The 22,364-nt window shown below is 69.8% G+C and carries 25 protein-coding genes; 2 read left to right on the top strand and 23 right to left on the bottom strand.

The window, feature by feature from the left end; all coding sequences use genetic code 11:
• Nucleotides 1–53 precede the first annotated feature (53 nt).
• The 5 genes from ACWC09_RS43005 to rpsB all read right to left on the bottom strand — a co-directional run bounded on the left by ACWC09_RS43005 (nucleotide 54) and on the right by rpsB (nucleotide 4,770).
• Nucleotides 54–1,211, bottom strand: coding sequence for a phosphatidate cytidylyltransferase (locus tag ACWC09_RS43005; RefSeq protein WP_450856569.1), 1,158 nt, complete (start codon nucleotides 1,209–1,211; stop codon nucleotides 54–56).
• Nucleotides 1,211–1,768, bottom strand: a complete 558-nt coding sequence (frr, locus tag ACWC09_RS43000) for a ribosome recycling factor (RefSeq protein ID WP_030943211.1) — start codon at nucleotides 1,766–1,768, stop codon at nucleotides 1,211–1,213. The genes ACWC09_RS43005 and frr overlap by 1 nt, the downstream gene beginning before the upstream one ends.
• 147 nt (nucleotides 1,769–1,915) lie before the next feature.
• Nucleotides 1,916–2,674, bottom strand: coding sequence for a UMP kinase (gene pyrH, locus ACWC09_RS42995; RefSeq protein WP_450856568.1), 759 nt, complete (start codon nucleotides 2,672–2,674; stop codon nucleotides 1,916–1,918).
• A 171-nt stretch (nucleotides 2,675–2,845) separates the two neighbouring features.
• A complete protein-coding gene (gene tsf / locus ACWC09_RS42990; RefSeq protein WP_450856566.1) occupies nucleotides 2,846–3,682 on the bottom strand; it encodes a translation elongation factor Ts in 837 nt (278 codons plus the stop codon).
• Nucleotides 3,683–3,837: 155 nt separating this feature from the next.
• On the bottom strand, nucleotides 3,838–4,770 hold the full coding sequence (gene rpsB / locus ACWC09_RS42985) for a 30S ribosomal protein S2 (RefSeq protein ID WP_450856565.1): 933 nt from the start codon (nucleotides 4,768–4,770) through the stop codon (nucleotides 3,838–3,840).
• Between the two features lie 282 nt (nucleotides 4,771–5,052).
• Between rpsB and ACWC09_RS42980 the strand changes: the two genes are divergently transcribed.
• Nucleotides 5,053–5,613, top strand: a complete 561-nt coding sequence (locus ACWC09_RS42980; protein ID WP_450856563.1) for a M23 family metallopeptidase — start codon at nucleotides 5,053–5,055, stop codon at nucleotides 5,611–5,613.
• A 171-nt stretch (nucleotides 5,614–5,784) separates the two neighbouring features.
• Here the strand turns inward: ACWC09_RS42980 and ACWC09_RS42975 are convergent, their stop codons facing one another.
• The 17 genes from ACWC09_RS42975 to ACWC09_RS42895 all read right to left on the bottom strand — a co-directional run bounded on the left by ACWC09_RS42975 (nucleotide 5,785) and on the right by ACWC09_RS42895 (nucleotide 18,796).
• Entirely contained in the window at nucleotides 5,785–6,342 is a 558-nt protein-coding gene (locus tag ACWC09_RS42975; protein WP_450856595.1) for a TetR/AcrR family transcriptional regulator, read from the bottom strand.
• Nucleotides 6,343–6,429: 87 nt separating this feature from the next.
• On the bottom strand, nucleotides 6,430–7,272 hold the full coding sequence (gene whiG / locus ACWC09_RS42970) for an RNA polymerase sigma factor WhiG (protein ID WP_450856562.1): 843 nt from the start codon (nucleotides 7,270–7,272) through the stop codon (nucleotides 6,430–6,432).
• 234 nt (nucleotides 7,273–7,506) lie between these two features.
• Nucleotides 7,507–8,667: a DNA-processing protein DprA gene (gene dprA, locus ACWC09_RS42965; protein WP_450856560.1), complete on the bottom strand. Its 1,161-nt coding sequence runs from the start codon at nucleotides 8,665–8,667 to the stop codon at nucleotides 7,507–7,509.
• Nucleotides 8,664–10,289 (bottom strand): YifB family Mg chelatase-like AAA ATPase, encoded by a 1,626-nt coding sequence (locus ACWC09_RS42960; protein WP_450856558.1) that lies wholly within the window; start codon nucleotides 10,287–10,289, stop codon nucleotides 8,664–8,666. Before ACWC09_RS42960 ends, dprA begins: the two co-directional genes overlap by 4 nt.
• 1 nt (nucleotide 10,290) lies before the next feature.
• The gene (locus tag ACWC09_RS42955; RefSeq protein ID WP_450856556.1) at nucleotides 10,291–10,653 is read right to left on the bottom strand and encodes a YraN family protein; all 363 of its coding nucleotides are present in this window, start codon (nucleotides 10,651–10,653) and stop codon (nucleotides 10,291–10,293) included.
• A gap of 126 nt (nucleotides 10,654–10,779) precedes the next feature.
• Nucleotides 10,780–11,088 carry a DUF2469 domain-containing protein gene (locus tag ACWC09_RS42950; RefSeq protein ID WP_005311352.1) on the bottom strand — a complete coding sequence of 103 codons (309 nt, stop codon included), beginning with the start codon at nucleotides 11,086–11,088 and terminating at the stop codon, nucleotides 10,780–10,782.
• Nucleotides 11,089–11,177: 89 nt separating this feature from the next.
• Entirely contained in the window at nucleotides 11,178–11,702 is a 525-nt protein-coding gene (locus ACWC09_RS42945; RefSeq protein ID WP_450856553.1) for an NUDIX hydrolase, read from the bottom strand.
• Nucleotides 11,692–12,468: a signal peptidase I gene (gene lepB, locus ACWC09_RS42940; protein WP_450856552.1), complete on the bottom strand. Its 777-nt coding sequence runs from the start codon at nucleotides 12,466–12,468 to the stop codon at nucleotides 11,692–11,694. The genes ACWC09_RS42945 and lepB (ACWC09_RS42940) overlap by 11 nt, the downstream gene beginning before the upstream one ends.
• Before the next feature lie 118 nt (nucleotides 12,469–12,586).
• Nucleotides 12,587–13,567, bottom strand: coding sequence for a signal peptidase I (gene lepB, locus ACWC09_RS42935; RefSeq protein ID WP_450856551.1), 981 nt, complete (start codon nucleotides 13,565–13,567; stop codon nucleotides 12,587–12,589).
• Nucleotides 13,455–14,564 carry a signal peptidase I gene (gene lepB, locus ACWC09_RS42930; protein WP_450856550.1) on the bottom strand — a complete coding sequence of 370 codons (1,110 nt, stop codon included), beginning with the start codon at nucleotides 14,562–14,564 and terminating at the stop codon, nucleotides 13,455–13,457. Before lepB (ACWC09_RS42930) ends, lepB (ACWC09_RS42935) begins: the two co-directional genes overlap by 113 nt.
• Nucleotides 14,557–15,252, bottom strand: a complete 696-nt coding sequence (gene lepB, locus ACWC09_RS42925; RefSeq protein ID WP_450856549.1) for a signal peptidase I — start codon at nucleotides 15,250–15,252, stop codon at nucleotides 14,557–14,559. Before lepB (ACWC09_RS42925) ends, lepB (ACWC09_RS42930) begins: the two co-directional genes overlap by 8 nt.
• Nucleotides 15,253–15,297: 45 nt before the next feature.
• Nucleotides 15,298–15,648, bottom strand: coding sequence for a 50S ribosomal protein L19 (gene rplS, locus ACWC09_RS42920; protein ID WP_030866123.1), 351 nt, complete (start codon nucleotides 15,646–15,648; stop codon nucleotides 15,298–15,300).
• 134 nt (nucleotides 15,649–15,782) lie between these two features.
• Nucleotides 15,783–16,616, bottom strand: coding sequence for a tRNA (guanosine(37)-N1)-methyltransferase TrmD (trmD, locus tag ACWC09_RS42915; RefSeq protein WP_450856548.1), 834 nt, complete (start codon nucleotides 16,614–16,616; stop codon nucleotides 15,783–15,785).
• Nucleotides 16,613–17,158 carry a ribosome maturation factor RimM gene (rimM, locus tag ACWC09_RS42910; protein ID WP_450856546.1) on the bottom strand — a complete coding sequence of 182 codons (546 nt, stop codon included), beginning with the start codon at nucleotides 17,156–17,158 and terminating at the stop codon, nucleotides 16,613–16,615. Before rimM ends, trmD begins: the two co-directional genes overlap by 4 nt.
• Nucleotides 17,159–17,241: 83 nt before the next feature.
• A complete protein-coding gene (locus ACWC09_RS42905; RefSeq protein WP_003973401.1) occupies nucleotides 17,242–17,481 on the bottom strand; it encodes an RNA-binding protein in 240 nt (79 codons plus the stop codon).
• 2 nt (nucleotides 17,482–17,483) lie between these two features.
• Nucleotides 17,484–17,912, bottom strand: coding sequence for a 30S ribosomal protein S16 (rpsP, locus tag ACWC09_RS42900; RefSeq protein ID WP_450856545.1), 429 nt, complete (start codon nucleotides 17,910–17,912; stop codon nucleotides 17,484–17,486).
• A 287-nt stretch (nucleotides 17,913–18,199) separates the two neighbouring features.
• Complete coding sequence (locus ACWC09_RS42895) at nucleotides 18,200–18,796, bottom strand: hypothetical protein (RefSeq protein WP_356351815.1); 597 nt, start codon at nucleotides 18,794–18,796, stop codon at nucleotides 18,200–18,202.
• 562 nt (nucleotides 18,797–19,358) lie between these two features.
• Here ACWC09_RS42895 and ACWC09_RS42890 point away from each other — a divergent pair.
• Entirely contained in the window at nucleotides 19,359–20,225 is an 867-nt protein-coding gene (locus ACWC09_RS42890; protein ID WP_450856544.1) for an SAM-dependent methyltransferase, read from the top strand.
• Here ACWC09_RS42890 and ftsH read toward each other — a convergent pair.
• On the bottom strand, nucleotides 20,222–22,177 hold the full coding sequence (gene ftsH / locus ACWC09_RS42885) for an ATP-dependent zinc metalloprotease FtsH (RefSeq protein WP_450856542.1): 1,956 nt from the start codon (nucleotides 22,175–22,177) through the stop codon (nucleotides 20,222–20,224). The two genes, ACWC09_RS42890 and ftsH, sit on opposite strands and share 4 nt — an antisense overlap.
• Nucleotides 22,178–22,364: the final 187 nt, after the last annotated feature.

Raw genomic sequence — 22,364 nt, 5'->3', positions numbered from 1 at the left:
CGTCCCACTCCACCGACGGAGGCGCCATCGGCGGAGTGGGACGGTCCGCAGAGTCAGCCGGAGCCCACGAACAGCACCAGCAGCAGCCACACCACCGGTGCCGTGGGCAGGAGCGAGTCCAGGCGGTCCATGATGCCGCCGTGTCCCGGCAGCAGCGTGCCCATGTCCTTGATGCCCAGGTCCCGTTTGATCATCGACTCGCCGAGGTCGCCCAGCGTGGCGCTGGCCGCGACCGCGAGGCCGAGGACCAGGCCCTGCCACCAGGAGCCGTCGTCGATCAGGAACTGCATGCACAGCGCGCCCGCCACCATCGCGAAGGACACCGCGCCCAGCAGGCCCTCGCGGGTCTTGCCGGGGCTGATGCGCGGAGCCAGCTTGTGCCTGCCGAAGCGCCAGCCGACGGCGTACGCGCCCGTGTCGCTGACCACCGTCAGCAACAGGAAGGTCAGTACGCGCCAGGGGCCGTCGTCGGCGGCCAGCATCAGCGCCACGAACGTCGCCAGGAACGGGACGTAGAACGCCGCGAAGACGCCCGCCGTGACGTCCTTGAGGTAGCCCTCCGGCGGCTCCGTCATGCGCCATACGAGGACCGCGAGTGCCGTGAGTGCCATCGCCACCCACCCGCCCTCCGCGCCCCGCACATACCCGGCGACGACCATCGCGGCGCCACCCAGCGCCAGCGGGACCAGGGGCGCCTTGATGCCCTTGCGCTCCTGGAGCCGGCTGGTCAGCTCCCACAGGCCTACGACCACGGCGACCGCGACCACGCCGACGAAGGCGGCCTTGACGACGAACAGCGAGGCGATGATCACCACGCCGAGTCCGACGCCGACGCCTATGGCCGCGCCCAGGTCGCGCCCCGCGCTCTTCTTCTGCGGCGGGGGCGCCGGCTGTGGGGCGTCGGGCATGGGCTCCGGATTCTGCTGCGCCGCCGGATAGGGCGGCGTCTGCGGCATGTCGTAGGTCTGCGCCTGCGGCGATTCGTCGCGGAACAAGGGGCCGCTCATGCGAGCAGCCCCCCGGTCGTCATCCTGGTCGTCGCCGTATCGAGGTACAGCGGGTCCGTCGGGCACGATGGGCATGGGGCGAGTCTGCTGCGCCTCAGGCGCATCGTACGCGGGACCCGCCGGGGCAGCCCCTTGGACAGGCCCCTGGTCGGACGGCCCCCAGTACCCGGTGTGTGGCGGCGCTCCCCAGGAAGAGTCGTTCATCAGACCTCGAGCAGCTCCGCTTCCTTGTGCTTCAGGAGCTCGTCCACCTGGGCCACGTACTTGTGGGTGGAGTCGTCGAGCTCCTTCTCCGCACGGCGGCCCTCGTCCTCGCCGACCTCGCCGTCCTTGATCAGCTTGTCGATGGCGTCCTTGGCCTTGCGGCGCACGGAGCGGATGGACACGCGCGCGTCCTCGGCCTTGCCCTTGGCCACCTTGATGTAGTCGCGGCGGCGCTCCTCGGTGAGCTCCGGGAACACCACACGGATGATGTTGCCGTCGTTGCTCGGGTTGACGCCCAGGTCGGAGTCGCGGATGGCCTGCTCGATGTTGCGCAGGGCCGTCTTGTCGAACGGGGTCACCACCGCCATGCGCGGCTCCGGCACGGAGAACGAAGCCAGCTGGTTGATCGGCGTCGGCGCGCCGTAGTAGTCGGCCACGATCTTGTTGAACATCGCCGGGTGCGCACGACCGGTGCGGATCGCGGCGAAGTCCTCCTTGGCGACCACGACGGCCTTCTCCATCTTCTCCTCGGCCTCGAGGAGGGTCTCTTCGATCACCACTTGCTCCTGCGTGTCTTGAGTAGGCCCGGCTGCTGTTCCATATGCGTGGGGGCGGCGGCCGGCTGCGTCGCGTCTTCTTCCTGCACGGTTCCCGACCGGCAGGACATTGTCCATCCCCCGGTCAGGGTCCAGGGGTGTTGCTGGTCAGTCCCGGCTGTCCTGGTCACCCACCAGCGTGCCGATCTTCTCACCCTTGACGGCGCGGGCGATATTGCCCTCCGCCAGAAGCTCGAAGACGAGGATCGGGAGCTTGTTGTCGCGGCACAGCGTGACGGCGGTGGCGTCGGCGACCTTGAGGTCGCGGGTGATGACCTCGCCGTAGCCGAGGGAGTCGAACTTGACGGCGTCCGGGTTGCGCTTGGGGTCGGAGTCGTAGACCCCGTCGACGCCGTTCTTGCCCATCAGCAGCGCCTCGGCGTCGATCTCCAGGGCGCGCTGGGCGGCGGTGGTGTCGGTGGAGAAGTACGGCATGCCCATACCGGCACCGAAGATGACCACGCGGCCCTTCTCCAGGTGCCGGATGGCACGCAGCGGGATGTACGGCTCGGCGACCTGGCCCATGGTGATGGCGGTCTGCACCCGGGACTGGATGCCCTCCTTCTCCAGGAAGTCCTGGAGCGCGAGGCAGTTCATCACGGTGCCGAGCATGCCCATGTAGTCCGAGCGGGCCCGGTCCATGCCGCGCTGCTGCAGCTCCGCGCCACGGAAGAAGTTGCCGCCGCCGATGACGACCGCGATCTGCGCCCCGTCCCGCACGACGGCGGCGATCTCGCGGGCGATCTTGTGCACCACGTCCGGGTCCACACCCAGGCCACCGCCACCGGCGAAGGCCTCTCCGGACAGCTTCAGCAGAAACCGGCCGCTTACTTTGCCGTCGTCGCTCTTCTGGGCCTTGGTGGTCATGGGGATCCCGCCTCTTTCACCTGTTGCACATACGAAGAAGGCCACTGCCGGCGGGGTGTCGTTCGCATCCCATGCTCGGCAATGGCCTCCTCGTCAGATCTGCTGTCGTCCGTCAGCCGTAGACAACTGCATACGACCCTATAGGGGTCGCGCGCCCGTCGCGGTACGGACTCAGATGCCGACCTTGATGCGCGTGAAGCGCTTCAGGGTGACACCGGCCTCGTCCAGGACCTTCTGGACGGACTTCTTGTTGTCGAGCGCGTACGGCTGACCGAGCAGCGTGGCGTCCTTGAAGAAGCCGTTGAGGCGACCCTCGACGATCTTCGGCAGGGCGGCCTCGGGCTTGCCCTCGGCGCGGGTGGTCTCCTCGGCGACGCGGCGCTCGGACTCGACGACCTCGGCCGGCACGTCCTCCTTGGAGAGGTACTTCGGCGCGAAGGCGGCGATGTGCTGGGCCACGCCCTTGGCCAGGTCGGCGTCGGCCTTGTCCAGCTCGACCAGGACACCGATCTGCGGGGGCAGGTCGGGCATGGTGCGGTGCATGTACGCGAAGACGAAACCGTCGGCGAACTGCGCGAAACGGTCGAGGACGATCTTCTCGCCGAGGTTGGCGTTGGCCTCGTCCACGAACGCCTGGACGGTCTTGCCGGCCTCGATCTCGGAGGCGAGCAGGGCCTCGATGTCGGCCGGGGAGGTCTGGGCGACGTGTTCGGCGATCGCGGTGGCGACGGCCTGGAACTTCTCGCCCTTGGCGACGAAGTCCGTCTCGCACTTCAGCTCGACCAGGACACCGGAGGTGTTGTCGTCGGCGATGAGGGAGACCACGGCGCCGTTCTCGGCGGAGCGGCCCTCGCGCTTGGCGACGCCCTTCTGGCCCTTGATGCGGAGCGCCTCGACGGCCTTGTCGACGTTGCCCTCGGCCTCGTCCAGCGCCTTCTTGCAGTCCATCATGCCGGCGCCGGTGAGCTCACGAAGCTTCTTGACGTCGGCGGCGGTGTAGTTCGCCATGAGTCTGTGAATCTTTCTCGAAGTCTGGAAGATCGAAGATCTACGGGGTCTACGGCCCCCATGTAGCCGGGGGCCGCTGACTCGCCGCTGACCTACGGGTGAACGGCGGGGGCGGACTTCACGCCGCCCCCGCCGTCAACCCTGACGCTGACGGGTCAGGCCTGCTCGGCGTCCGCGGCCGGAGCCTCGGCAGCCGGAGCCTCAGCCGCGGGGGCCTCGGCAACCGGAGCCTCGGCAGCCGGAGCCTCGGCCGGGGCCTCAGCAGCCGGAGCCTCAGCAGCGGCCTCGGCCGGCTTCTCCGCCTCGTCGGCCTTCTTCTCGCCCTCGAGCAGGTCGCGCTCCCACTCGGCCAGCGGCTCGCCCGCGGCCTTCTCGCCCTTGCCCTCGGTGGCCACACCGCTGCGGGCGATGAGGCCCTCGGCGACGGCGTCGGCGATCACGCGGGTGAGCAGGGTGACGGAGCGGATCGCGTCGTCGTTGCCCGGGATCTTGTAGTCGACCTCGTCGGGGTCGCAGTTGGTGTCGAGGATGGCGACGACCGGGATGTTGAGCTTCCGGGCCTCACCGACCGCGATGTGCTCCTTCTTGGTGTCCACGATCCAGACGGCGCTGGGCACCTTCTGCATCTCGCGGATACCACCGAGGGTCTTCTCCAGCTTGGCCTTCTCGCGCGAGAGCACGAGAAGCTCCTTCTTGGTCAGACCCGAGGCCGCGACGTCCTCGAAGTCGATCTGCTCGAGCTCCTTGAGGCGCTGCAGACGCTTGTAGACGGTGGAGAAGTTGGTGAGCATGCCGCCCAGCCAGCGCTGGTTGACGTAGGGCATGCCGACGCGGGTGGCCTGCTCGGCGATGGCCTCCTGCGCCTGCTTCTTCGTGCCGACGAACATGACCGTGCCGCCGTGGGCGACGGTCTCCTTGACGAACTCGTAGGCGCGGTCGATGTACGACAGCGACTGGAGCAGGTCGATGATGTAGATGCCGTTGCGCTCGGTGAAGATGAAGCGCTTCATCTTCGGGTTCCAACGACGGGTCTGGTGACCGAAGTGGACGCCGCTCTCCAGCAGCTCCCGCATCGTGACGACGGCCATGGCCGTATCTCCTTGAATTTCTCGGTTGTGCCGCGGGGACCGGACGGCTCCCGCGCCTGACGCCCGCGATGCGCCTTGCCGCAAGGGACCGAGAGGCGCTGACACCGACCGCTTGGCGGCCTGATGTCGGGGCGTGCGAAGTCGACCCGGTGACCCGGATCGCCAGAAGAAGTGTACGGGACCCGCGAGGTACCGGGTGACGCCGCTGTCCACAACCGGCGAGTAGTCCACAGGCGCCAGCCGTGATCGGCGGGATCGCGGGACGGTTCTCGCATGCGAGCGATGCGACACGGACGACCGGTGTGGGCGGTACTGCTGGGCCTGACCTTGGTGTTCCTGGCCCCCTGGGCCTGGGCGGACACCCCTCCCCCACCGACGGAACCCGGACCACCGGTTCCCACGATCGGCCGCGCCTGGCCGGTGGGAACACGCCCCCTGGTCCTACGAGGCTGGGAGCCCCCGGCGACGGTGTACGGCCGGGGCCATCGGGGCGTCGACCTGGCGGCGCCGGCCGGAACCCCCGTGCGGGCGGTGGCGGCCGGCCGGGTGTCCTACGCGGGCCGGGTGGCAGGACGGGGCGTGATCTCCGTGGAGCTGACCGGCACGGATCTCCGGACGACGTACGAGCCGGTGCGGGCCTCGGTGATCAAGGGCGACGAGGTGGAGCCCGGAGAGGTCCTGGGAACAGTGGAAGCGACGGGCTCGCACTGCACGACCACGTGCGTGCACTGGGGCCTGCTGCGGGACGAGACCTACCTGAACCCCCTGTCCCTGCTGCCACCGTGGCTGCTGAACGGAGGACCGTCGAGACTCCTGCCGGTCCTGGGCGTACCGCTGCCCTAGGGGCACAAGCCCAAGTACGTCCGGTACGAGGGCTTGCACCCGGCACGTCGAGAGCACGCACCGGACGCCGCGGGGCCCGCCCTACGGGCGGACGACGGGACTTTCGCAAGGTGCGTCGAGAGCGCGTGCCGGGCGTCGCGGGGCAGGCGGGACTTTCGTAACAGGCCCTGGCTAGCCCCGAACGCCCCGCAGTGCCATGGCCACGGCGGCCTCGGTGATCGCCGCCGGATCCTCCGCCGCCCCCAGCTCGATCCGCCGCACGGCGGCGTCCACCACGCCCTGCAGCAACATCGCGGCCAGCCGGGGCTCCGCATGCCCCATCTCCCCGAGCGCCTCGACGATCATCGCCACGAGCCCGCCGTGCGCGGCCCGGATCTTCTCCCGGGCCCCCGCGTCCAGCTCACTGGCGGAGATCGCCACCACAGCCCGGTGCCGCCGGTCCCCCACCAGCACCAGTTGCTGCCGTACGTACGCCTCGACCTTGCCCTCGGCCGAGCCGGCCCGTTCCATGGCCGCCGCGACCTCCGCGGCCCACACGGGGAAGTCGGCCTCGCACAGTTCCTCGACGACGGCCGCGCGCGACCGGAAGTACTCGTACACGGACGACCGCGCCAGCCCCGTCCGCTCGGCGAGAGCCGGAAACGTCAGCGCTTCCGTCCCGCCCTCGGACAACAACGACCGAGCCGCGTCCAGTAGGGCGGCTCGCTGCATCGACCTGTGCTCGGCCACGGAGGCCGCTCGAATCCTTGGCACGTCCACCACTTTACGGACGAGCCGCCCCCGACGGGAATGACTCTCCCCGTCGCCGAGCGTCACTCAGCGTCCGAAACTCGCCAGCTTCGCCCGCAGCTGCAGCACCGACTTGGTGTGGATCTGGCTGACCCGGCTCTCGGTCACACCCAGCACGTTCCCGATCTCGGCGAGCGTGAGCCCCTCGTAGTAGTACAGCGTGACCACGGTCTTCTCCCGCTCGGGCAGCGTGTTGATCGCCCGTGCCAGGAAGCGTCTGAGCTCCCGGTCCTCGGCCACCTCCACGGGGTTGTCCGCGGCGGTGTCCTCCAGCGTGTCCATGAGGCTGAGCCGGTCCCCGCCCTCGCCCCCGACATGCAGCAGCTCCTCCAGTGCCACCACGTTGGCCAGCGACAACTGGCTGAAGACGGCATGCAGGTCGTCGACCGCGATGCCCATCTCGGTGGCGACCTCCCCCTCCGACGGCGTCCGCCTGAGACGCGCCTCCAGCGTCGCGTACGCCCGCTCCACGTTCCGTGCCTTCTGCCGCACCGACCGCGGAATCCAGTCCAGCGCCCGCAGCTCGTCGATCATCGCGCCCCGGATCCGGGTGATCGCGTATGTCTCGAACTTGATCTCCCGGTCGATGTCGAACTTCTCGATGGCGTCGATGAGCCCGAAGACACCCGACGACACGAAGTCCGCCTGCTCGACGTTGGGCGGCAGACCGACGCTCACCCGCCCCGCCACGTACTTCACCAGCGGCGAGTAGTGCAGGATCAGCTGCTCCCGCAGCCGCTCGTCGCCCGTGTCCTTGTACGACCGCCACAGTTCGTCGAGTGTCGAGGGAGCGGGCGGCCGCACGCTGCCACCGTCACGGGCGGCTGGGGGGATCGCCGCCCGGTCGGACCCGGAGGTGTGCTGGGGCATTCGTCGCCTTGTGCCGTTCTGCCGTGAAGTACATGAAGTGCGCGGGAATCCACGTGAGCGTAGCGTGACTGGAGAGTTGCGGTGAGCGAAGGGGGGCGGGGAACGCGTGCGCGGACACGTCCCGGCGGCCACCCCGCCGTGTCGTGACGGTTGCCGTGCGTAACCGCTCGCGGGCGCCAACTGCGGGTATTTGCACAGGTGTCAGGCTTCCCCCGGACGGCCGAACACGCTCGGTCAGCATCGACCGCGACCTCCGCGGACAGAGATCATCGCCTGGCGCGTCAACCTCCAGCTGTCGCCGTGTCGTTCGACGTAACCAAGTGCCCGGAGTTCGTACAGTCTCGCGATCGCGTCGTCCTGCGTGGTCTGCGCGCCCCTCGCGATCACGCCGGGCGAGGCCGCACCGCGGCCGGGCAGTGCGGCGAGCACCCGTCGGGCGTCGGGCTCCAGCAGATCCCGGGGCAGCACGGGCCCGCTCCGGTCGGGCGCCAGCTGCCCCATGCTCCCGACGAGTTCGACGACCTCCGCGGCATCGGTGACGAGCATCGCATCGCTCCGCAGCAGTTCGTGCACACCGGCGGACAGCCCGCTGGTGGCGGGTCCGGGTACCCCTATCGTGTGACGCGCCAGCCGCTGCGCGGCCCTGGCGGTGACCAGCGACCCGCTCCGACGGGCAGCCTCGACCACGACAGTCCCCCTCGTCAGCGCCGCGATCACCCTGTTCCGCACGATGAACCTGCTCTGCGTCGGATGCTCGCCGGGCGGCAGCTCCCCCACGACGAGCCCCTGTTCCGCGATCCTGTTGATCAGCTCGGTGTGCCCGCGCGGGTAGGCCCGGTCCACGCCACAGGCCAGCACGGCCACGGTGGCCCCTCCGGCCCCGAGCGCCCCGCGATGCGCGGCGCCGTCGACCCCATAGGCACCCCCGGACACCACGACCCACCCGTGCTCGGCGAGCCCGGCCCCGAGGGTGGCCGCCATGTACGCCCCGTACTCGGTACAGGCCCGCGCCCCGACCACGGCAACGGACCGCAGCGCCCACATCCGTAGACTGGGCCGCCCGCGCACCCAGAGCCCGAGAGGGCGCGCGTCGCCCAGGTCGTCGAGCTGTCCGGGCCATTCGGAGTCTCCGGGACAGAGAAACCGCACGCCGGCGGCGTGCGCCACCCCGAGATCCCGCTCGGGATCGGCCTCCTCGGCCCGGGCCAGCAGTCCGGCCCACTTCTTGTCGGTGGCGCCGGCCAGCTGCGGCCCGCCGTCCCGCAGACACCGCGCCACTTCCTCCGGCCCCAGCTCCCGAACCCAGCGACCTCCGACCTCGTCACCGGGTTCGAGCACGCGGCTGAGGAAGACACGGGCCGACAGTTCGTGCTCCGGGTCGCCGTCGACGCTCATGTCAGCGCCCCGATCGCCATGGGCACACCCCGCGGCACTCCCGTGCGCAGCTGCAGCGCCAGAGCGACGTCCGTCGCATCGGGCCGGTCATGTCCGACCAGGTCGGCGACGGTCCAGGCGACACGCAGAACACGGTCGAGTCCGCGCGCGGTCAGCACGCCCCGCTCCAGATTGCGTTCGGCCTCGTCCATCGCACCGCTCACCGCATGCCAGCGGCTGCGCAGCTCCCGGCCGGGGACCTCACTGTTGGTCCGCCACGGTGTGCCGGCGAGCCGTGCCGCCGCACGGTCCCTCGCCGCGTGCACCCGGTCGGCGACCGTCGCCGTCGACTCGCCCCGCGCTCCGCGCCGGGTCAGCTCGCCGCGAGTGACCCGATCCACCTCGACCCGCAGGTCGACCCGGTCGAGCAGGGGTCCGGACAGCCGTGCCTGATAGCGGCGGACCGCCGAGGGCGGGCACTCGCAGAAGTCGTCGGTCTGCGAGAAACGGCCGCAGGGACAGGGGTTGGCCGCCAGCACCATCAGGAACCTCGCCGGGAAGCGCACCACCCCCGCGCTGCGGGCGATCACGACATGCCCGGCTTCCAGTGGCTGCCGCAGCGCATCGAGCGCCCGACTGTTGAATTCGGGGGTTTCGTCCAGAAACAGAACCCCGCGATGTGACAGGGACACGGCCCCGGGGCGCGCGACGCCCGGCCCACCGCCCACCAGCGCCTGCATGGTCGCCGAATGGTGCGGCGCGCAGTACGGAGCGACGTCGATCAGGGGCTTTCCCGGGGGCAGGAGGCCTGCCACCGAGTGAACCGCCGTGACCTCCAGCGACTCCTCCCTGGTGAGCCGGGGCAGGATGCTGGGCAGCCGCTCCGCGAGCATCGTCTTGCCGGCGCCGGGCGGGCCTTCGAGGAACAGATGATGGCCTCCCGCCGCGGAGACCTCGACGGCTGTCCTCGCGGAGAGTTGCCCCACCACGTCCGCGAGGTCGTGGCCCTGGTCGTGCTGTGCGGCGCCCATGCTGTGCATGCCCGTGGCAGCGCCCGTGCCGGGCACCCGCAGGCCCGCGAGGAGCGGATCCGGGCGCCCCGGCTCCTCCGGTTCCTCGTCGGGCACCGGCTCGTCCGTCAGGACGGCGATCAGCTGCCGCAGGCTCCGCACCCCGAGGACCGACACGCCGGGCACCAGCGAGGCTTCGGCGGCGGCGCACTCGGGCACGACCACCTGCTCGTAGCCGGCGTCCGCGGCGGCCAGCACGGCCGGCAGGATGCCCCGGACCGGCCGCACCCGGCCGTCCAGGCCCAGCTCGCCGATCATGACGATGTCGGCGAGGACCCGCGGATCGATCCGCTCGGAGGCACCGAGCACCGCGCAGGCGACGGCGAGATCGAACCCGCTGCCGGCCTTCGGCACCGATGCGGGGCTGAGCCCGACCGTGAGCTTCTTCTGCGGCCACTCACCACCGGAGTTGACGACCGCGGCCCGCACCCGGTCCCGGCTCTCGCTCAGGCTCTTGTCCGGCAACCCCACCAAGGTGAACGCCGCCACCCCGGGCTCCAGGTCCGCCTGGACCTCGACCACCACACCCTCGACGCCCACCAGCGCCACCGAGCACGTACGCGCGAACCCCATCTCAGGCCACCCCCTGCGCGTGCTCGACCACGGGCCCGCCGCGGTCGGGGAGCAGGACGCCGATCAGGTCGATGCGGGCGCCGCCGGGTGGGGCTCCTCCATGCGTCTGGATCCAGCGCTCGGCGAGATCCCGAAGCCGGGCCGCTTTCTCCGGGGTCACGGCGGCCATCGGATGTTCGTAGCCGCGGCCCCTGCGGGTCTTGACCTCGCAGATCACCAGGACGTTCCCGTCCCGCGCCACAATGTCGATCTCCCCGGCCCTGCCGCAGCGCCAGTTGCGCTCCAGCACCGTCATCCCGGCCGCGGTCAGCCGGCGGACGGCGAGATCCTCTCCGTACTTGCCGAGTGCGTTTCGTGCGTTCATGTCGGCACCACCTCCGGCGCCAACCGTCACGCATCCACCATGATCAAGTGGATCTTGGTGGACTACTCATCGGTTGTGGAGAACTCCTTCACCCGCACGTGTGAGCAGCAGCCGCAGCGGCCGTCCTCAGCTCCCCGGCAACTCCAGATCGCTCTTGTTCAGCTCCTCGATGTTCACGTCCTTGAACGTCAACACGCGCACCTGCTTCACGAAGCGCGCCGGCCGATACATGTCCCACACCCAGGCGTCCGCCATGGACACCTCGAAGAACACCTCGCCCTGGACCGAGTGCACCTGCATCTCGTAGTCGTTGGTCAGGTAGAAGCGCCGCTCGGTCTCGATCACGTATTTGAACAGACCGACGACATCGCGGTACTCCCGGTAGAGCTTGAGCTCCATCTCGGTCTCGTACTTCTCGAGGTCCTCGGCGCTCATGGCATGTTCCCCTTCAGCCGTGCGATCCCACCATTGTGCGCCAGTCCCGTGTGCCCCCAGTCGATTTCCGGGTCGCCTGACGATTGTCGCTAGACGATTTCCGGGTCGAGGGTCACGGGTCCGGCAGGGGGACCTTCGTCGAGCAGCCTGCGGAGCAGCTCGGCGAGTCTCGTCGGATACACCGTCTCATGGGCCCGGGCAAGTTCCGCACACGTCCACCAGCGCGCTCCGGCGACACTGCGACGCTCCAGCTCCGTCAGACCCTTCGCCTCGGTGATCGTCTGCGTCGTACGGGCCAGGTAGTACCACTCGTCCTGGTCCCAGCGACGCCCCGCGAACGGGAACGAGCACATCCGCCGCCACAGCACCGGCCCCAGCTCGACGTCGGTGATTCCGGTCTCCTCGGCGAGTTCCCTCAGCGCGGCCTCCTCACGACTCTCCTCGCCCTCCACACCGCCGCCGGGCGTGAACCACCAGTCGTCGGCCGGGTCGTCCGGCTCATGGCCGTGGAGCAGGAGGATGCGGTCGTCGGGGTCCATCAGGATCACCCGGGCCACCTTGCGCAGGCCGCCCGAGTGCGAGTCCCCGTACGCGTCCGTCGCCTCAGCGGGCACCCACGGGCTCCGTCCGGGTGCGGGAGCGGCGGCCGCCCAGCCGCTTGGCGATGGGGCCGTACGCGCCGCCGCCGAGGACCAGGACGGCTCCTACGACGATGAGCGCGACGATCACGCGGAGGGGGCCGGGGGTGGAGAGCGTGCCCAGGGTCTCGAAGCCCGTCGGGCGTTCCAGCATGCCCTTCATCGGCCAGACGACCGCGTCCACCCGCGCCGTCACGGCCGAGCGGGCGACCGTGCCCTGAGCCGCGTCGCTGAGGTGCGCGGAGGAGTCGAGGGAGCCCTCGCGCTCGTCGCCGAGCAGGAACAGACGGCCCTGGGGGACCTTCACGGTCGGGATGTTCTTGTCCTCGACGACGCTGCCCTTGAGGTAGCCCTCGTCGATCTGCTTGCCGTTGACGGTCAGTTTGCCGTTGGTGCAACAGGAGACCGTGTCACCGCCGACCGCCACCACGCGCTTGACCACGGACGCGTTGGTCACCCAGCTCTTGTCGTTGAAGACGACGACGTCGCCCCGGCGTATCTCCCCGCCGTCCACGCGCTGCGCGAGCACCCGGTCGCCGGCGTCGATCGTAGGCGTCATGGAGGTGGTCGGGACGGTGTACGGCCGGTAGAGCACCGCTCCCCAGCCGAATCCGCCGAGGAACAGCACAATACCCAGTGCGACCGCGATCCCGGACAGTCGCTGTCCGGTCCTGGTCCCCACCGGGCCCGTGCTCTTGCCGCCGCTGCGCGGGGCCGTACGCGTCATGCTCTCGCCACCCATGGATCCGCACCCTACCCGGCGGTACCTGACCCGGTCAGCCCCTCCGGACCCACCATGGTCACAACTGCACCAGGGCTTCACCAAGGAGCGCCCGGGCAGGGTGCGTGAGGCGGTCGCCTCAGCGGGTCTCGGCCGCCCTGGTCTTCTTGCGGCGCCACAGCGCCACCGGCACCACGGCGGTGAGGGCGAGCGCGTTCGGCGCGGCCGTCAGGGCGGCGGACGCCGAGGACTTGTCGTTGATGCCGGTCTGGTCGAAGGTGTCCGGGATCGGGAGGGTGTCCCAGCGGTTGATCGGCCAGGCGATGACGATGGCGCGGCCCACGACATCCTTCACCGGGACCATGCCGTGGTGCTTGTCGCTCTGGTTGTAGCGGGAGTCGCGCGAGTTCTGGCGGTGGTCGCCCATGACCCAGATGTAGCCCTTGGGGACCTTCACCGTGAACTGGCCGCCCTGGTCGTCCACGCTGCAGGGCGTGTTGCCGGCGTAGACGAACGACGTGTCGTTCAGCGCCTTGCCGTTGACCTTCAGGGGGCCGGTGCCCTTGCAGGAGACCGTGTCGCCGCCGACTCCGATGACGCGCTTGATGAGGTCCTTCTCCTCGGCGGACGGCATCAGGCCGATCCAGCTGAGGACCTTCTGCACCGGGTTCGGGTTGGCGGTCGGCTCGCCGGCCAGCCAGTTGTCCGGGTCATGGAAGACGACGACCTCGCCGCGCTCCGGCTTGGAGCCGAACCAGGGGGTGAGCTTGTCGACCAGGACGCGGTCGCCCTGCTGGAGGGTGTTCTGCATCGAGTCCGACGGGATCGAGAACGCCTGCACCAAGAACGTCTTGATCAGCAGCGCGAGGACGAGCGCGATGCCGATGAGGATGGGCAGCTCCTTCCAGAAGGAGCGCTGTTTCCTCGCCCTGGAAGCCGTGTCGCCCGGCCCCTGTCCGTCCGCTCTGGTCTGCTCGTCGGGCGCGGTGCTGTCCTCCGCACCGGAGTCACTCCCGGAGGTCACGGCGCTGTCCGCGGCCGGGACAGCTGCTTCCACGGGGCGTCCGCGGTGCTCCTCGCCGTCGTGTCCGGACCGTGCGCCAACCGCCACATCCCCCACGCCAACTCCTTACTCTGTGCCGCCGCCTGCCCCATACGCGGTGCAGGCCCACCACTCCCATAACGAGCGGGAGTTCCGCAGGGCTCGGGAGCTGGATCGCTGTGTTCAGATCGTCGGGAGCAACCCTATGCGACAGCTGCGGGGACGCGGTCGTCCCCGACACGGAGTTGGAAACGGAGGAGAAAGTTTTAGGTTCCTTCAAGGAGGTCCAGTGGCCGAACGGCCAGGCGATGACCATCGCGCGGCCCACCACGGAGCTCTCGGCGACCGTGCCGCCGTAGCTGGTGTTCATGTGGGCGCGGGAGTCCGCGGAGTTGCCCCGGTGGTCGCCCATCACCCACAACCGCCCCTCGGGCACGGTGATGTCGAACGCCTGGGTGGAGGGGGCGTTGCCGGGATACAGGTAGTCCCCCTCGGTCAGGGGAACCCCGTTGACGGTCACCCGCCCCTGGGTGTCACAGCACTTGACGTGGTCGCCGCCGACTCCGATGACCCGCTTGATGAGGTCCTTGTCGTTGGCGGAGGGCAACAGACCGATGAAGGTGAGCCCTTCCTTGACCTGCTTGACGACGACGGGGTCGCTCTTCGTCGTCGTGGTCTGCTCGCCCGCCAGCCAGCCGCCCGGGTCCTTGAAGACGACGACGTCGCCGCGCTTGGGCTTGGAGCCGAACCATGGCGTGAACTTGTCGACCAGGACGCGGTCGCCGATCCGGATGGTCTGCTCCATGGAGCCGGACGGGATCACGAACGCCTGGACGAGGAAGGTCTTCAGGACCAGCGCTATGAGGACGGCGACACCGACCAGAAGGGGTATCTCCTTGACCGCGCCACGCCTGCGCCGTCGCTTGACCTTGCGCTGCAGCTTGCGCCGCTCGGCGCGGGTACGGCCGCCCGACGGGGCGCTCCCGCTGGTGCGGCGTGAGCCGGTGGGCAGGAGGTGCTCGGTGCCGAAGGTGCTGCTGGGGGTCGCCCCACGCGGTTTGCCGCGGTTACCCATGCGCACCGCCGGCGGCGGGCACGCGCGCGTAGGAGCTCGGGCGGTGCAGACCGGTCCAGTGGCCGGCGGGCCAGACGATCCAGTCGGCACGGCCGATGACGTCGGACACCGGGATCATGCCACCGCCGGGCGAGCCCAGATGGTCGCGGGAGTCGCTGGAGTCACTGCGGTGGTCGCCGAGGACGAAGAGGGTGCCGTCGGGCACGACGACATGGAAGGGCACCGTCGACGGGGTGTCCCCGGGGTACAGGAACGACGACTCGTCGACCGACCGGCCGTTCACCTCGATCCTCCCCTCCTTGTCGCAGCAGACCACTCGGTCCCCACCTACTCCCACGACGCGCTTGATGTAGTCCGCGTTCCCGAAATACCCAGTTCCGTCGAACACCACTACATCGCCGCGGCGCGGCTCGGCACCGAAACGGTACGCCAACTTATTTACGAGAACCCGGTCTCCGATCCTCAATCCGTTTTCCATGGATCCGCTGGGAATCTGGAAGGGTTGCGCCACGAAAGCGTTGAGGATCAGCAAAAACACCAGGCAGACCAGCAGGATCACGGAGAGCCGGCCGCCGGGCAGCCAGTCCGTGATCCGCGACACCAACGCGAAACGCGACCGTCCCTCCGCAGCCTCTGGTTCAGGGCGGGAGGAGCGGTCGCGCTCCGTCTGCTGTGCTTCGGTGTCCATCGGGGCCAGATGCTATCCGGCCCGGCTAGGAACACCCGCGCGAGCTCAGCTGTCGCGCTTCTCCTTGATCTTCGCGGCCTTACCGCGCAGCTCGCGCAGGTAGTAGAGCTTGGCGCGACGCACGTCACCGCGGGTGACGAGCTCGATCTTCTCGACGATCGGGGTGTGCACCGGGAAGGTGCGCTCGACGCCGACGGAGAAGGAGACCTTGCGGACCGTGAAGGTCTCGCGGACACCGGCGCCCTGGCGGCGGATCACCACGCCCTTGAACTGCTGCACACGGGAGCGGTTGCCCTCGATGACGCGGACGTGGACGTTGACGGTGTCACCCGGGCGGAAGGCCGGGACGTCGCTGCGCAGCGACGCGCTGTCGACGGAGTCGAGCAGGTGAGACATTTCGTCTGCTTTCTTCGCTGATGCCACAGGTCATCAACGGGAACTAGGTGTTCTTCGAGGATGCTGTCCGGGTCGGGGCGGGCGTCGTGTCCCCCTGTGGCAGGGGCGCACGCCGGACGACGCACAACAGCGGCCTATTCTTCCACGCCCTCTGGCCTGCGCCAAAATCGGCCGTACGGCTCCCCCTCCGGATCCGGGGCCCAGCCCAGGATGGAGAGCATCTCGCGGTCCTTCTTGTCGAAGGCCTTGGGGTCGCAGCGCTCGATCAGGTCGGGCCGGTTGGCCGTCGTACGCCTGAGGGCCTCGTCCCGCCTCCAGCGGGCGATCTTGCCGTGGTGCCCGCTGAGCAGCACGTCCGGGATGCCCCGGCCGCGCCACTCCGGAGGCTTGGTGTAGACGGGGCCTTCCAGGAGATTGGCCATGGCGCCGGGCGCGAAGGAGTCGTCCCGGTGCGACTCGGCGTTGCCGAGGACGCCGGGCAGCAGGCGGGCGACGGCTTCCGTGATCACCAGTACGGCCGCCTCGCCGCCGGCGAGGACGTAGTCGCCGATGGACACCTCGTGGACGGGCATACGGGTGCCGTACTCGTCGATCACCCGGCGGTCGATGCCCTCGTAGCGCGCGGGCGTGAAGATCAGCCAGGGGCGCTCGGAGAGCTCCACGGCGAGTTCCTGGGTGAAGGGACGTCCGCTGGGGGTGGGGACGATCAGTGCGGGGGCGTGCGAGCCGGTCTCGTAGCCGTCGGCGAGCGCGGCGTCCAGGGCGTCGCCCCAGGGGTCGGTCTTCATGACCATGCCGGGGCCGCCGCCGTACGGGGTGTCGTCGACCGTGTTGTGGCGGTCGTACGTCCACGCGCGCAGGTCGTGCACATGGACGTTCAGCTGACCACGCGCGCGTGCCTTGCCGACGAGGGAGACGTTCAGCGCGTCGAGGTACTCGGGGAAGATCGTGACGACGTCGAGCCTCATGCGCTGTCGTCCCTGGTGGACACGGTCTCCGCCTGGTCGTCGATCAGCCCGGGCGGCGGGTCGATGATCGCCCGCTGCTCCTCCAGGTCGATCTCCGTGACGATCTCCTCGACGAAGGGGACGAGGACCTCGCTGCCGTCGGGGCGCTCGACGATGAACAGGTCCTGGGACGGCAGATGCGAGATCTCGGTGATCCTGCCCACCTCCACGCCTTCCTTGGTCACCACGTCGAGGTCGATCAGCTGATGGTCGTAGTACTCGTCCTCTTCCTCCGGCAGCACCTCCGGGTCGACCTCGGCGATCAGGAGGGTGTTGCGGAGGGCCTCGGCGGCGGTGCGGTCCCTGACGCCCTCGAAGCGGAGGAGGAGACGGCCGCTGTGGACGCGGCCGGTCTCGATGGTGAGCGGGCCCGTGGCGGCGGGGTCCGTCAGCAGGACCGCGCCGGGGGCGAGCCTCAGCTCCGGCTCGTCGGTGCGGACCTCGACGGTGACCTCGCCCTTGATGCCGTGGGCACGGCCGATACGAGCGACTACCAGCTGCACTGTGCTTGATCTCCTGTAGTACGACTACGGGCCGGGGACGGCCCAGTGGCCCTCCCCGGCCCGAGCCGGTGCTGCGTTTGGCGTCAGCGGACGTGGTCGACGTCGACTAGGTCGACGCGGACACCACGGCCGCCGATGGCGCCCACGACGGTGCGCAGAGCGCGTGCGGTGCGGCCGTTGCGGCCGATCACCTTGCCGAGGTCGTCGGGGTGGACCCGGACCTCGAGGACACGCCCGCGGCGCAGGTTGCGCGAAGCGACCTGCACATCGTCGGGGTTGTCGACGATGCCCTTCACGAGGTGCTCGAGAGCCTCCTCGAGCATGCTCAGGCCTCGGTCGACTCAGACGAAGAGGACTCGGCCGGGGCCTCGTCCTTCTTCTCAGCCTTCTTCTTCTGGGTGATCGCCTCACCCTTGCCCTCGTCGTCGCCACCCAGGGCCTCGAACGAGGGGCGCGCCTTCTTCGGCTCGGCCACGAGCAGCGGAGCCGGGGCGGGCTCGCCCTTGAACTTCTGCCAGTCGCCGGTCTTCTTCAGGATGGCGAGGACGGGCTCGGTCGGCTGCGCGCCGACACCCAGCCAGTACGCGACACGGTCGGCGTCCACCTCGATGACCGACGGGTGGTAGGTCGGGTGGTACTTGCCGATCTCCTCGATCGCACGGCCGTCACGGCGGGTGCGGGAGTCGGCGACGACGATGCGGTAGTGAGGCGAACGGATCTTGCCCAGACGCTTCAGCTTGATCTTGACTGCCACGGGAGTGGGTTCTCCTGGATTTGACGTGGTTGGGCACGGCGAGATTGCCGCGTGGGGTTGCGGTACCCGAGTGCCCGATGGACGCGTCAGCCGGAGGCGAGAGGGTTCCTGTGCGGCTGTCGAGTACAGCTGGCCATTCTGCCACATCTTGCGGGTCGCCATGGACCGGGGCCGGACGGAGGCATGCCTGAGGGGCACCCGGTGCTCGGGCGAACGCCCGGGTGCACACCTCGGCCCGCGCGCGTGTCGGACCGGCAGCCACGAGATGCCGGTAAGCGACGCCGCGTCTACGCCGCCCCGACCACCTCGGGGATCCGGAACGGTTTGCCGCAGCCGCCGCACACGATCGGTGCCTGGGCCAGGACCGACGGAACGACCCGGACGTTACGACCGCAGTCGCACACGGCCTTCACCCGGACCCCGCCGCCGGAGGAGCCGTGGCGGGCCGCCGGGCCCCGGAAGCTCTTCGGGGTGTCGGCGGCCGTCGCCACCGTGTGGGCCTTCAGGGCGCGCTGGAGGCGCTCGATGGTCGGACGGTAGCGGCGCTTGGCCTCGGGGTTGAGCGTGACCAGCGAGAAGCCGCTGCTCGGGTGCGGTTCCTCGGGGTGGTCCAGGCCCAGCTCCTCGGCGATCGCGAGGAATCTGCGGTTGTGGTAGCGGCCGGCTCGGGATGTGTCGCGCACGCCGCGGGCGGCGGCGATGCCATGGACTGCCTCATGGAGCAGTCGCTCGAAGGAGAGCTCGTGACCGCAGGCGGACGAGGACTCTCCGATCAGGGACTCTGGCGCGGCAAGGTCCGGCAGCTCGGGGTGGTACCGCTGAATGTCGGCCCACGCCTCTGCCAGCTCTGCGGCGAGAACAGGTGGTGTCTGTGTCGTGCTCACGTAATGACAACGAGCGGGAGTGCCGCTGTGTTCCTATTCCGGGGCATCCCAAATAATTTGCACGTACCCGTCAGTTGCCGCTGATGCGTGGAGACGAGGGCCAGTGCGCTGATCTGCGGATAAGCCTCACAGCTCGTACCAAGCCGGTACGTAGCCTGACGTACGACCCGGCGCGTAGACGATGTCCACTCGCCGGTGCGGCTGTGATCCGCGGATGCGCAAGGGGCGTTTCGGTCGCTCTGATGGCGGAACGGCCCTGTCTCAGTAAGCGCGCGCGCCGGCCGCGACGTTACCGGGCTCGCCCAAGCCCTCGGGAACCGTCCCGTCGGCGGCAACCAGACACCGTACGGTCACCGCACGCTCGCCGTGATGTTACGGGCCCAGGTTGCCGGGATGTGAAATCTCGCCACTCGCACGGCCAACCCACAAGCCGGGCCCTGTTACCCCTGGACGAGCGGTCGAGTGCGGAGTTACCTGGCATACGGGGGAGAGTGCGAGCGCACGTCACGGGGGCCACGGAATCGGGCACAGCTGTATCTCTCGGCGGATTGGGGCGCTTTACATGACACCTACGCTCGTGCGGCAGCACCGACCTCACGCGGGCGCGGTGCCCCGTGCGGACCTGTGTGCACGCGCGCGTGACTGGTCCGAGATCCAGGAGCGGATGCTGGTGCCGCTCTACGAGGCCGTCTACGAGCGACTGGAAGTGGGCCCCGGCACGCGGTTGCTGGGCCTCGGCTGCGGCAGCGGGCTGGCCCTTCTGATGGCGGCGTCGAGAGGCGTGGCCGTCACCGGTGTCGACCACTCCTCCCCCGAGCGGCTCGCCCTCGCGCGGGAGCGGCTGCTCCCGGACGCGTGGAGCACGCGCGCGCGTGCGGACACCCGGATCGTCGACGGTTCACCCGAGAGCCTGGGGGCCGCGGGCGACGCGGAGACGCCCTCGTACACCCTGGTGACCGCGTTCGACCCCATCGGGAGTCTGGCGGGCGACTCGGAGGGGCTCGGCGGGCTGCTGCGGGCAGCGACACCGCTCGCCGAGCGCGGGGCGCCCGTGGTGCTCGCCGGCTGGGGTCCGCCGGAACGTTGCACCACGTCGTCCGTGCTGCGGGTGGCCACCAGGCTGGCGGATCCGCTGCGCAGCACGGCGAGTTGGCGCCCCGCCCTTCGCGACGACCTGGAGGAGGTCGCCCAGCGGGCCGGACTGAAGCCGGACGGCTCGGGGCGGGTCGCCTGCCCCTTCGGGTACGCCGACACGGACAGCGCGGTCAAGGGGCTGCTGTCGACCGGCCTGTTCGACGCGGCGATCGCGGCGACCGACCCGACGCAGGTCAACAAGGAGTTGACGGAAGCGCTGCACCCCTATGTGCGCGCGGACGGCACGGTGTGGATGCCGAACGTGTTCCGGTATCTCATCGCGCGCGTGCCCTAGCCGGACACCCCCTGGGCCTCCACGTCCTTCCTCAGGCGGCTGATCCCGGCGATCCGGTACGCGTCCGCCTCCTCCAGCGTCTCCTTCTCCAGCAACGCCTCGGCGAGGGCGTCCAGTTGGCCGCGGTGGTCGCGGAGTTTGCGGCACGCCTCGTCGTAGCACTCGTCGACGATCCGGCGCATCTCGTGCTCGATCACGTCCAGGGTCTGCGGGGCCGCCGAGAGGCCGTAGGCCTGTTGGGCGTCGCCGGGCAGCGCCGACAGACGGCCGACGCGCTCGCTCATGCCCCAGCGCGCGACCATCCCGCGCGCGATGGTGGTGACCTGTTCCAGGTCGTTCTCCGCGCCGGTCGTGACGACCCCGTAGACGACCTGTTCCGCCGCCATGCCGCCGAGCGCGCCGATGATCCGGCCGCGCAGGTACTCCTCGGTGTACGCGTACTTGTCGGACTCCGGCGTCGAGAGCGTGACGCCGAGGGCACGGCCGCGCGGCACGATGGTGATCTTGCGGACGGGGTCGGCACCGGGCTGGAGCATGCCGAGGAGGGCGTGGCCGCTCTCGTGGTGGGCGGTGCGGCGGCGCTCCTCGTCGGGCATCACCAGGGGCCGTTCGGCGCCCAGCTGGACCTTCTCCAGCGCCTCCGAGAGGTCGGACTGCGTCACCCTCTCCTGCTTGCGCTTGACGGCGAGAAGGGCGGCCTCGTTGGCGAGGTTGGCCAGCTCGGCGCCGGTCATGCCCGGGGTGGTACGGGCGACCTGGGCCAGGTCGACCTCCTTGGCGAGGGGGATCTCGCGGGTGTGGATCTCCAGGATGGCCTCGCGGCCCCCGCGGTCCGGGGGCGAGACCATGACCACCCGGTCGAAGCGGCCGGGGCGGGTCAGGGCCGGGTCGAGGACGTCGGCGCGGTTGGTGGCCGCGATGACGATGACGCCCTCGGAGCCGGAGAAGCCGTCCATCTCGGTGAGGATCTGGTTGAGCGTCTGCTCGCGCTCGTCGTGACCGCCCATGCCGGAACCGCCGCCCCGGGCCCGGCCGATGGTGTCGATCTCATCGATGAAGATGATCGACGGCGCCACCTTGCGGGCCTCCGCGAACAGCTCACGCACGCGTGAGGCACCGACACCGACGATCATCTCGATGAACTCGGAGGCGGAGGCCGAGAAGAACGGGACCCCGGCCTCCCCCGCCACCGCCCGCGCGAGCAGCGTCTTTCCGGTGCCGGGCGGGCCCGCGAGCAGCACGCCCCTGGGCATCTTGGCGCCCATGCGGCGATAGGCGTCGGGGTTCTTCAGGAAGTCGACCACGTCGTTGAGCTCGCCCTCGACCTCGTCGATGCCGGCCACGTCCTGGAAGGTCGTGCGCTTCCTGCCCGGCTCCAGCTCCACCGGCTTGGGCGGCGCCTTCCGGCCGAGCATGCCGCCCGCGCCGCCCATCCCCGCGCTCATCCGTCGCGCGATGAAGATCCACACGCCGATCAGCAGCAGCATCGGGGCCAGCGAGATCAGCAGATTGGCCAGAAAACTACGGTGCTGGACGACCGGCTCCGCCGTGACCGTGACGTCGTGCTTGGTCAGGTCGTCCCAGATCGTGTCGCTCGCGAAGGTCGGCCGCTCGGTGTTGAACTTGGTGTACTTGCCACCGCCGTCCGGGTTGCCCTGCTCCTTCTTGAGCTGGCCCTGGATCGCGTTGCCCTTGGCGTAGATCTTGCTGACGTTGCCCGCGTCGACCTGCTTGCTGAACTCGGTGTACGAGATCGTCGGCTCGTTGCCCTCGTTGAAGAAGGACAGGATCAGGTTCGCGATCAGAAACACGACCAGCGCGGTCAGGATCAGGCTCCACCAGCCGCCGCGCATCCGCCGCCCACCTGACGGCGGCTTCTGCGGCTCCTCGGGCGTGCCCTCGGTACGCCAGGGCTGGTCGGGCGACTTGCGCGGCGGGGCGGGGTTGGTCATATCGGGACGTTACGACAGGAAAGCCGCGCGGGCATGCGGATGTACGAGGCCGGGGGCGGCCTCGGCAAGACGCCGGGGGCGCTCCCGATCGGGAGCCGATGCCGGTTGGCGTGCGCGTGTCCGGTGCCAGGAGAGCGGATGTGCGCTGATTGAACGGCTCGCCCCGCACATGCGAGACGGGGCCGGG

The sequence above is a fragment of the Streptomyces sp. NPDC001617 genome, from assembly GCF_053596855.1.
The sequence above is the reverse complement of the archived record's forward strand: the minus strand, read 5'-3'. Positions and strand labels throughout refer to the sequence as shown.

Coding starts and splice junctions, on each gene's coding strand:
- dprA (WP_450856560.1), bottom strand. CDS start 8,667: ATGAGCGTCGACGGCGACCCGGAGCACGAACTGTCGGCCCGTGTCTTC.
- ACWC09_RS42960 (WP_450856558.1), bottom strand. CDS start 10,289: ATGGGGTTCGCGCGTACGTGCTCGGTGGCGCTGGTGGGCGTCGAGGGT.
- rpsB (WP_450856565.1), bottom strand. CDS start 4,770: ATGGCCGTCGTCACGATGCGGGAGCTGCTGGAGAGCGGCGTCCACTTC.
- pyrH (WP_450856568.1), bottom strand. CDS start 2,674: ATGACCACCAAGGCCCAGAAGAGCGACGACGGCAAAGTAAGCGGCCGG.
- trmD (WP_450856548.1), bottom strand. CDS start 16,616: ATGAGGCTCGACGTCGTCACGATCTTCCCCGAGTACCTCGACGCGCTG.
- lepB (WP_450856552.1), bottom strand. CDS start 12,468: ATGGGTGGCGAGAGCATGACGCGTACGGCCCCGCGCAGCGGCGGCAAG.
- ftsH (WP_450856542.1), bottom strand. CDS start 22,177: ATGACCAACCCCGCCCCGCCGCGCAAGTCGCCCGACCAGCCCTGGCGT.
- tsf (WP_450856566.1), bottom strand. CDS start 3,682: ATGGCGAACTACACCGCCGCCGACGTCAAGAAGCTTCGTGAGCTCACC.
- ACWC09_RS42980 (WP_450856563.1), top strand. CDS start 5,053: ATGCGACACGGACGACCGGTGTGGGCGGTACTGCTGGGCCTGACCTTG.
- ACWC09_RS42905 (WP_003973401.1), bottom strand. CDS start 17,481: ATGCTCGAGGAGGCTCTCGAGCACCTCGTGAAGGGCATCGTCGACAAC.
- whiG (WP_450856562.1), bottom strand. CDS start 7,272: ATGCCCCAGCACACCTCCGGGTCCGACCGGGCGGCGATCCCCCCAGCC.
- lepB (WP_450856549.1), bottom strand. CDS start 15,252: ATGGACACCGAAGCACAGCAGACGGAGCGCGACCGCTCCTCCCGCCCT.
- ACWC09_RS42950 (WP_005311352.1), bottom strand. CDS start 11,088: ATGAGCGCCGAGGACCTCGAGAAGTACGAGACCGAGATGGAGCTCAAG.
- rplS (WP_030866123.1), bottom strand. CDS start 15,648: ATGTCTCACCTGCTCGACTCCGTCGACAGCGCGTCGCTGCGCAGCGAC.
- ACWC09_RS43005 (WP_450856569.1), bottom strand. CDS start 1,211: ATGAACGACTCTTCCTGGGGAGCGCCGCCACACACCGGGTACTGGGGG.
- ACWC09_RS42890 (WP_450856544.1), top strand. CDS start 19,359: ATGACACCTACGCTCGTGCGGCAGCACCGACCTCACGCGGGCGCGGTG.
- lepB (WP_450856550.1), bottom strand. CDS start 14,564: ATGGGTAACCGCGGCAAACCGCGTGGGGCGACCCCCAGCAGCACCTTC.
- ACWC09_RS42955 (WP_450856556.1), bottom strand. CDS start 10,653: ATGAACGCACGAAACGCACTCGGCAAGTACGGAGAGGATCTCGCCGTC.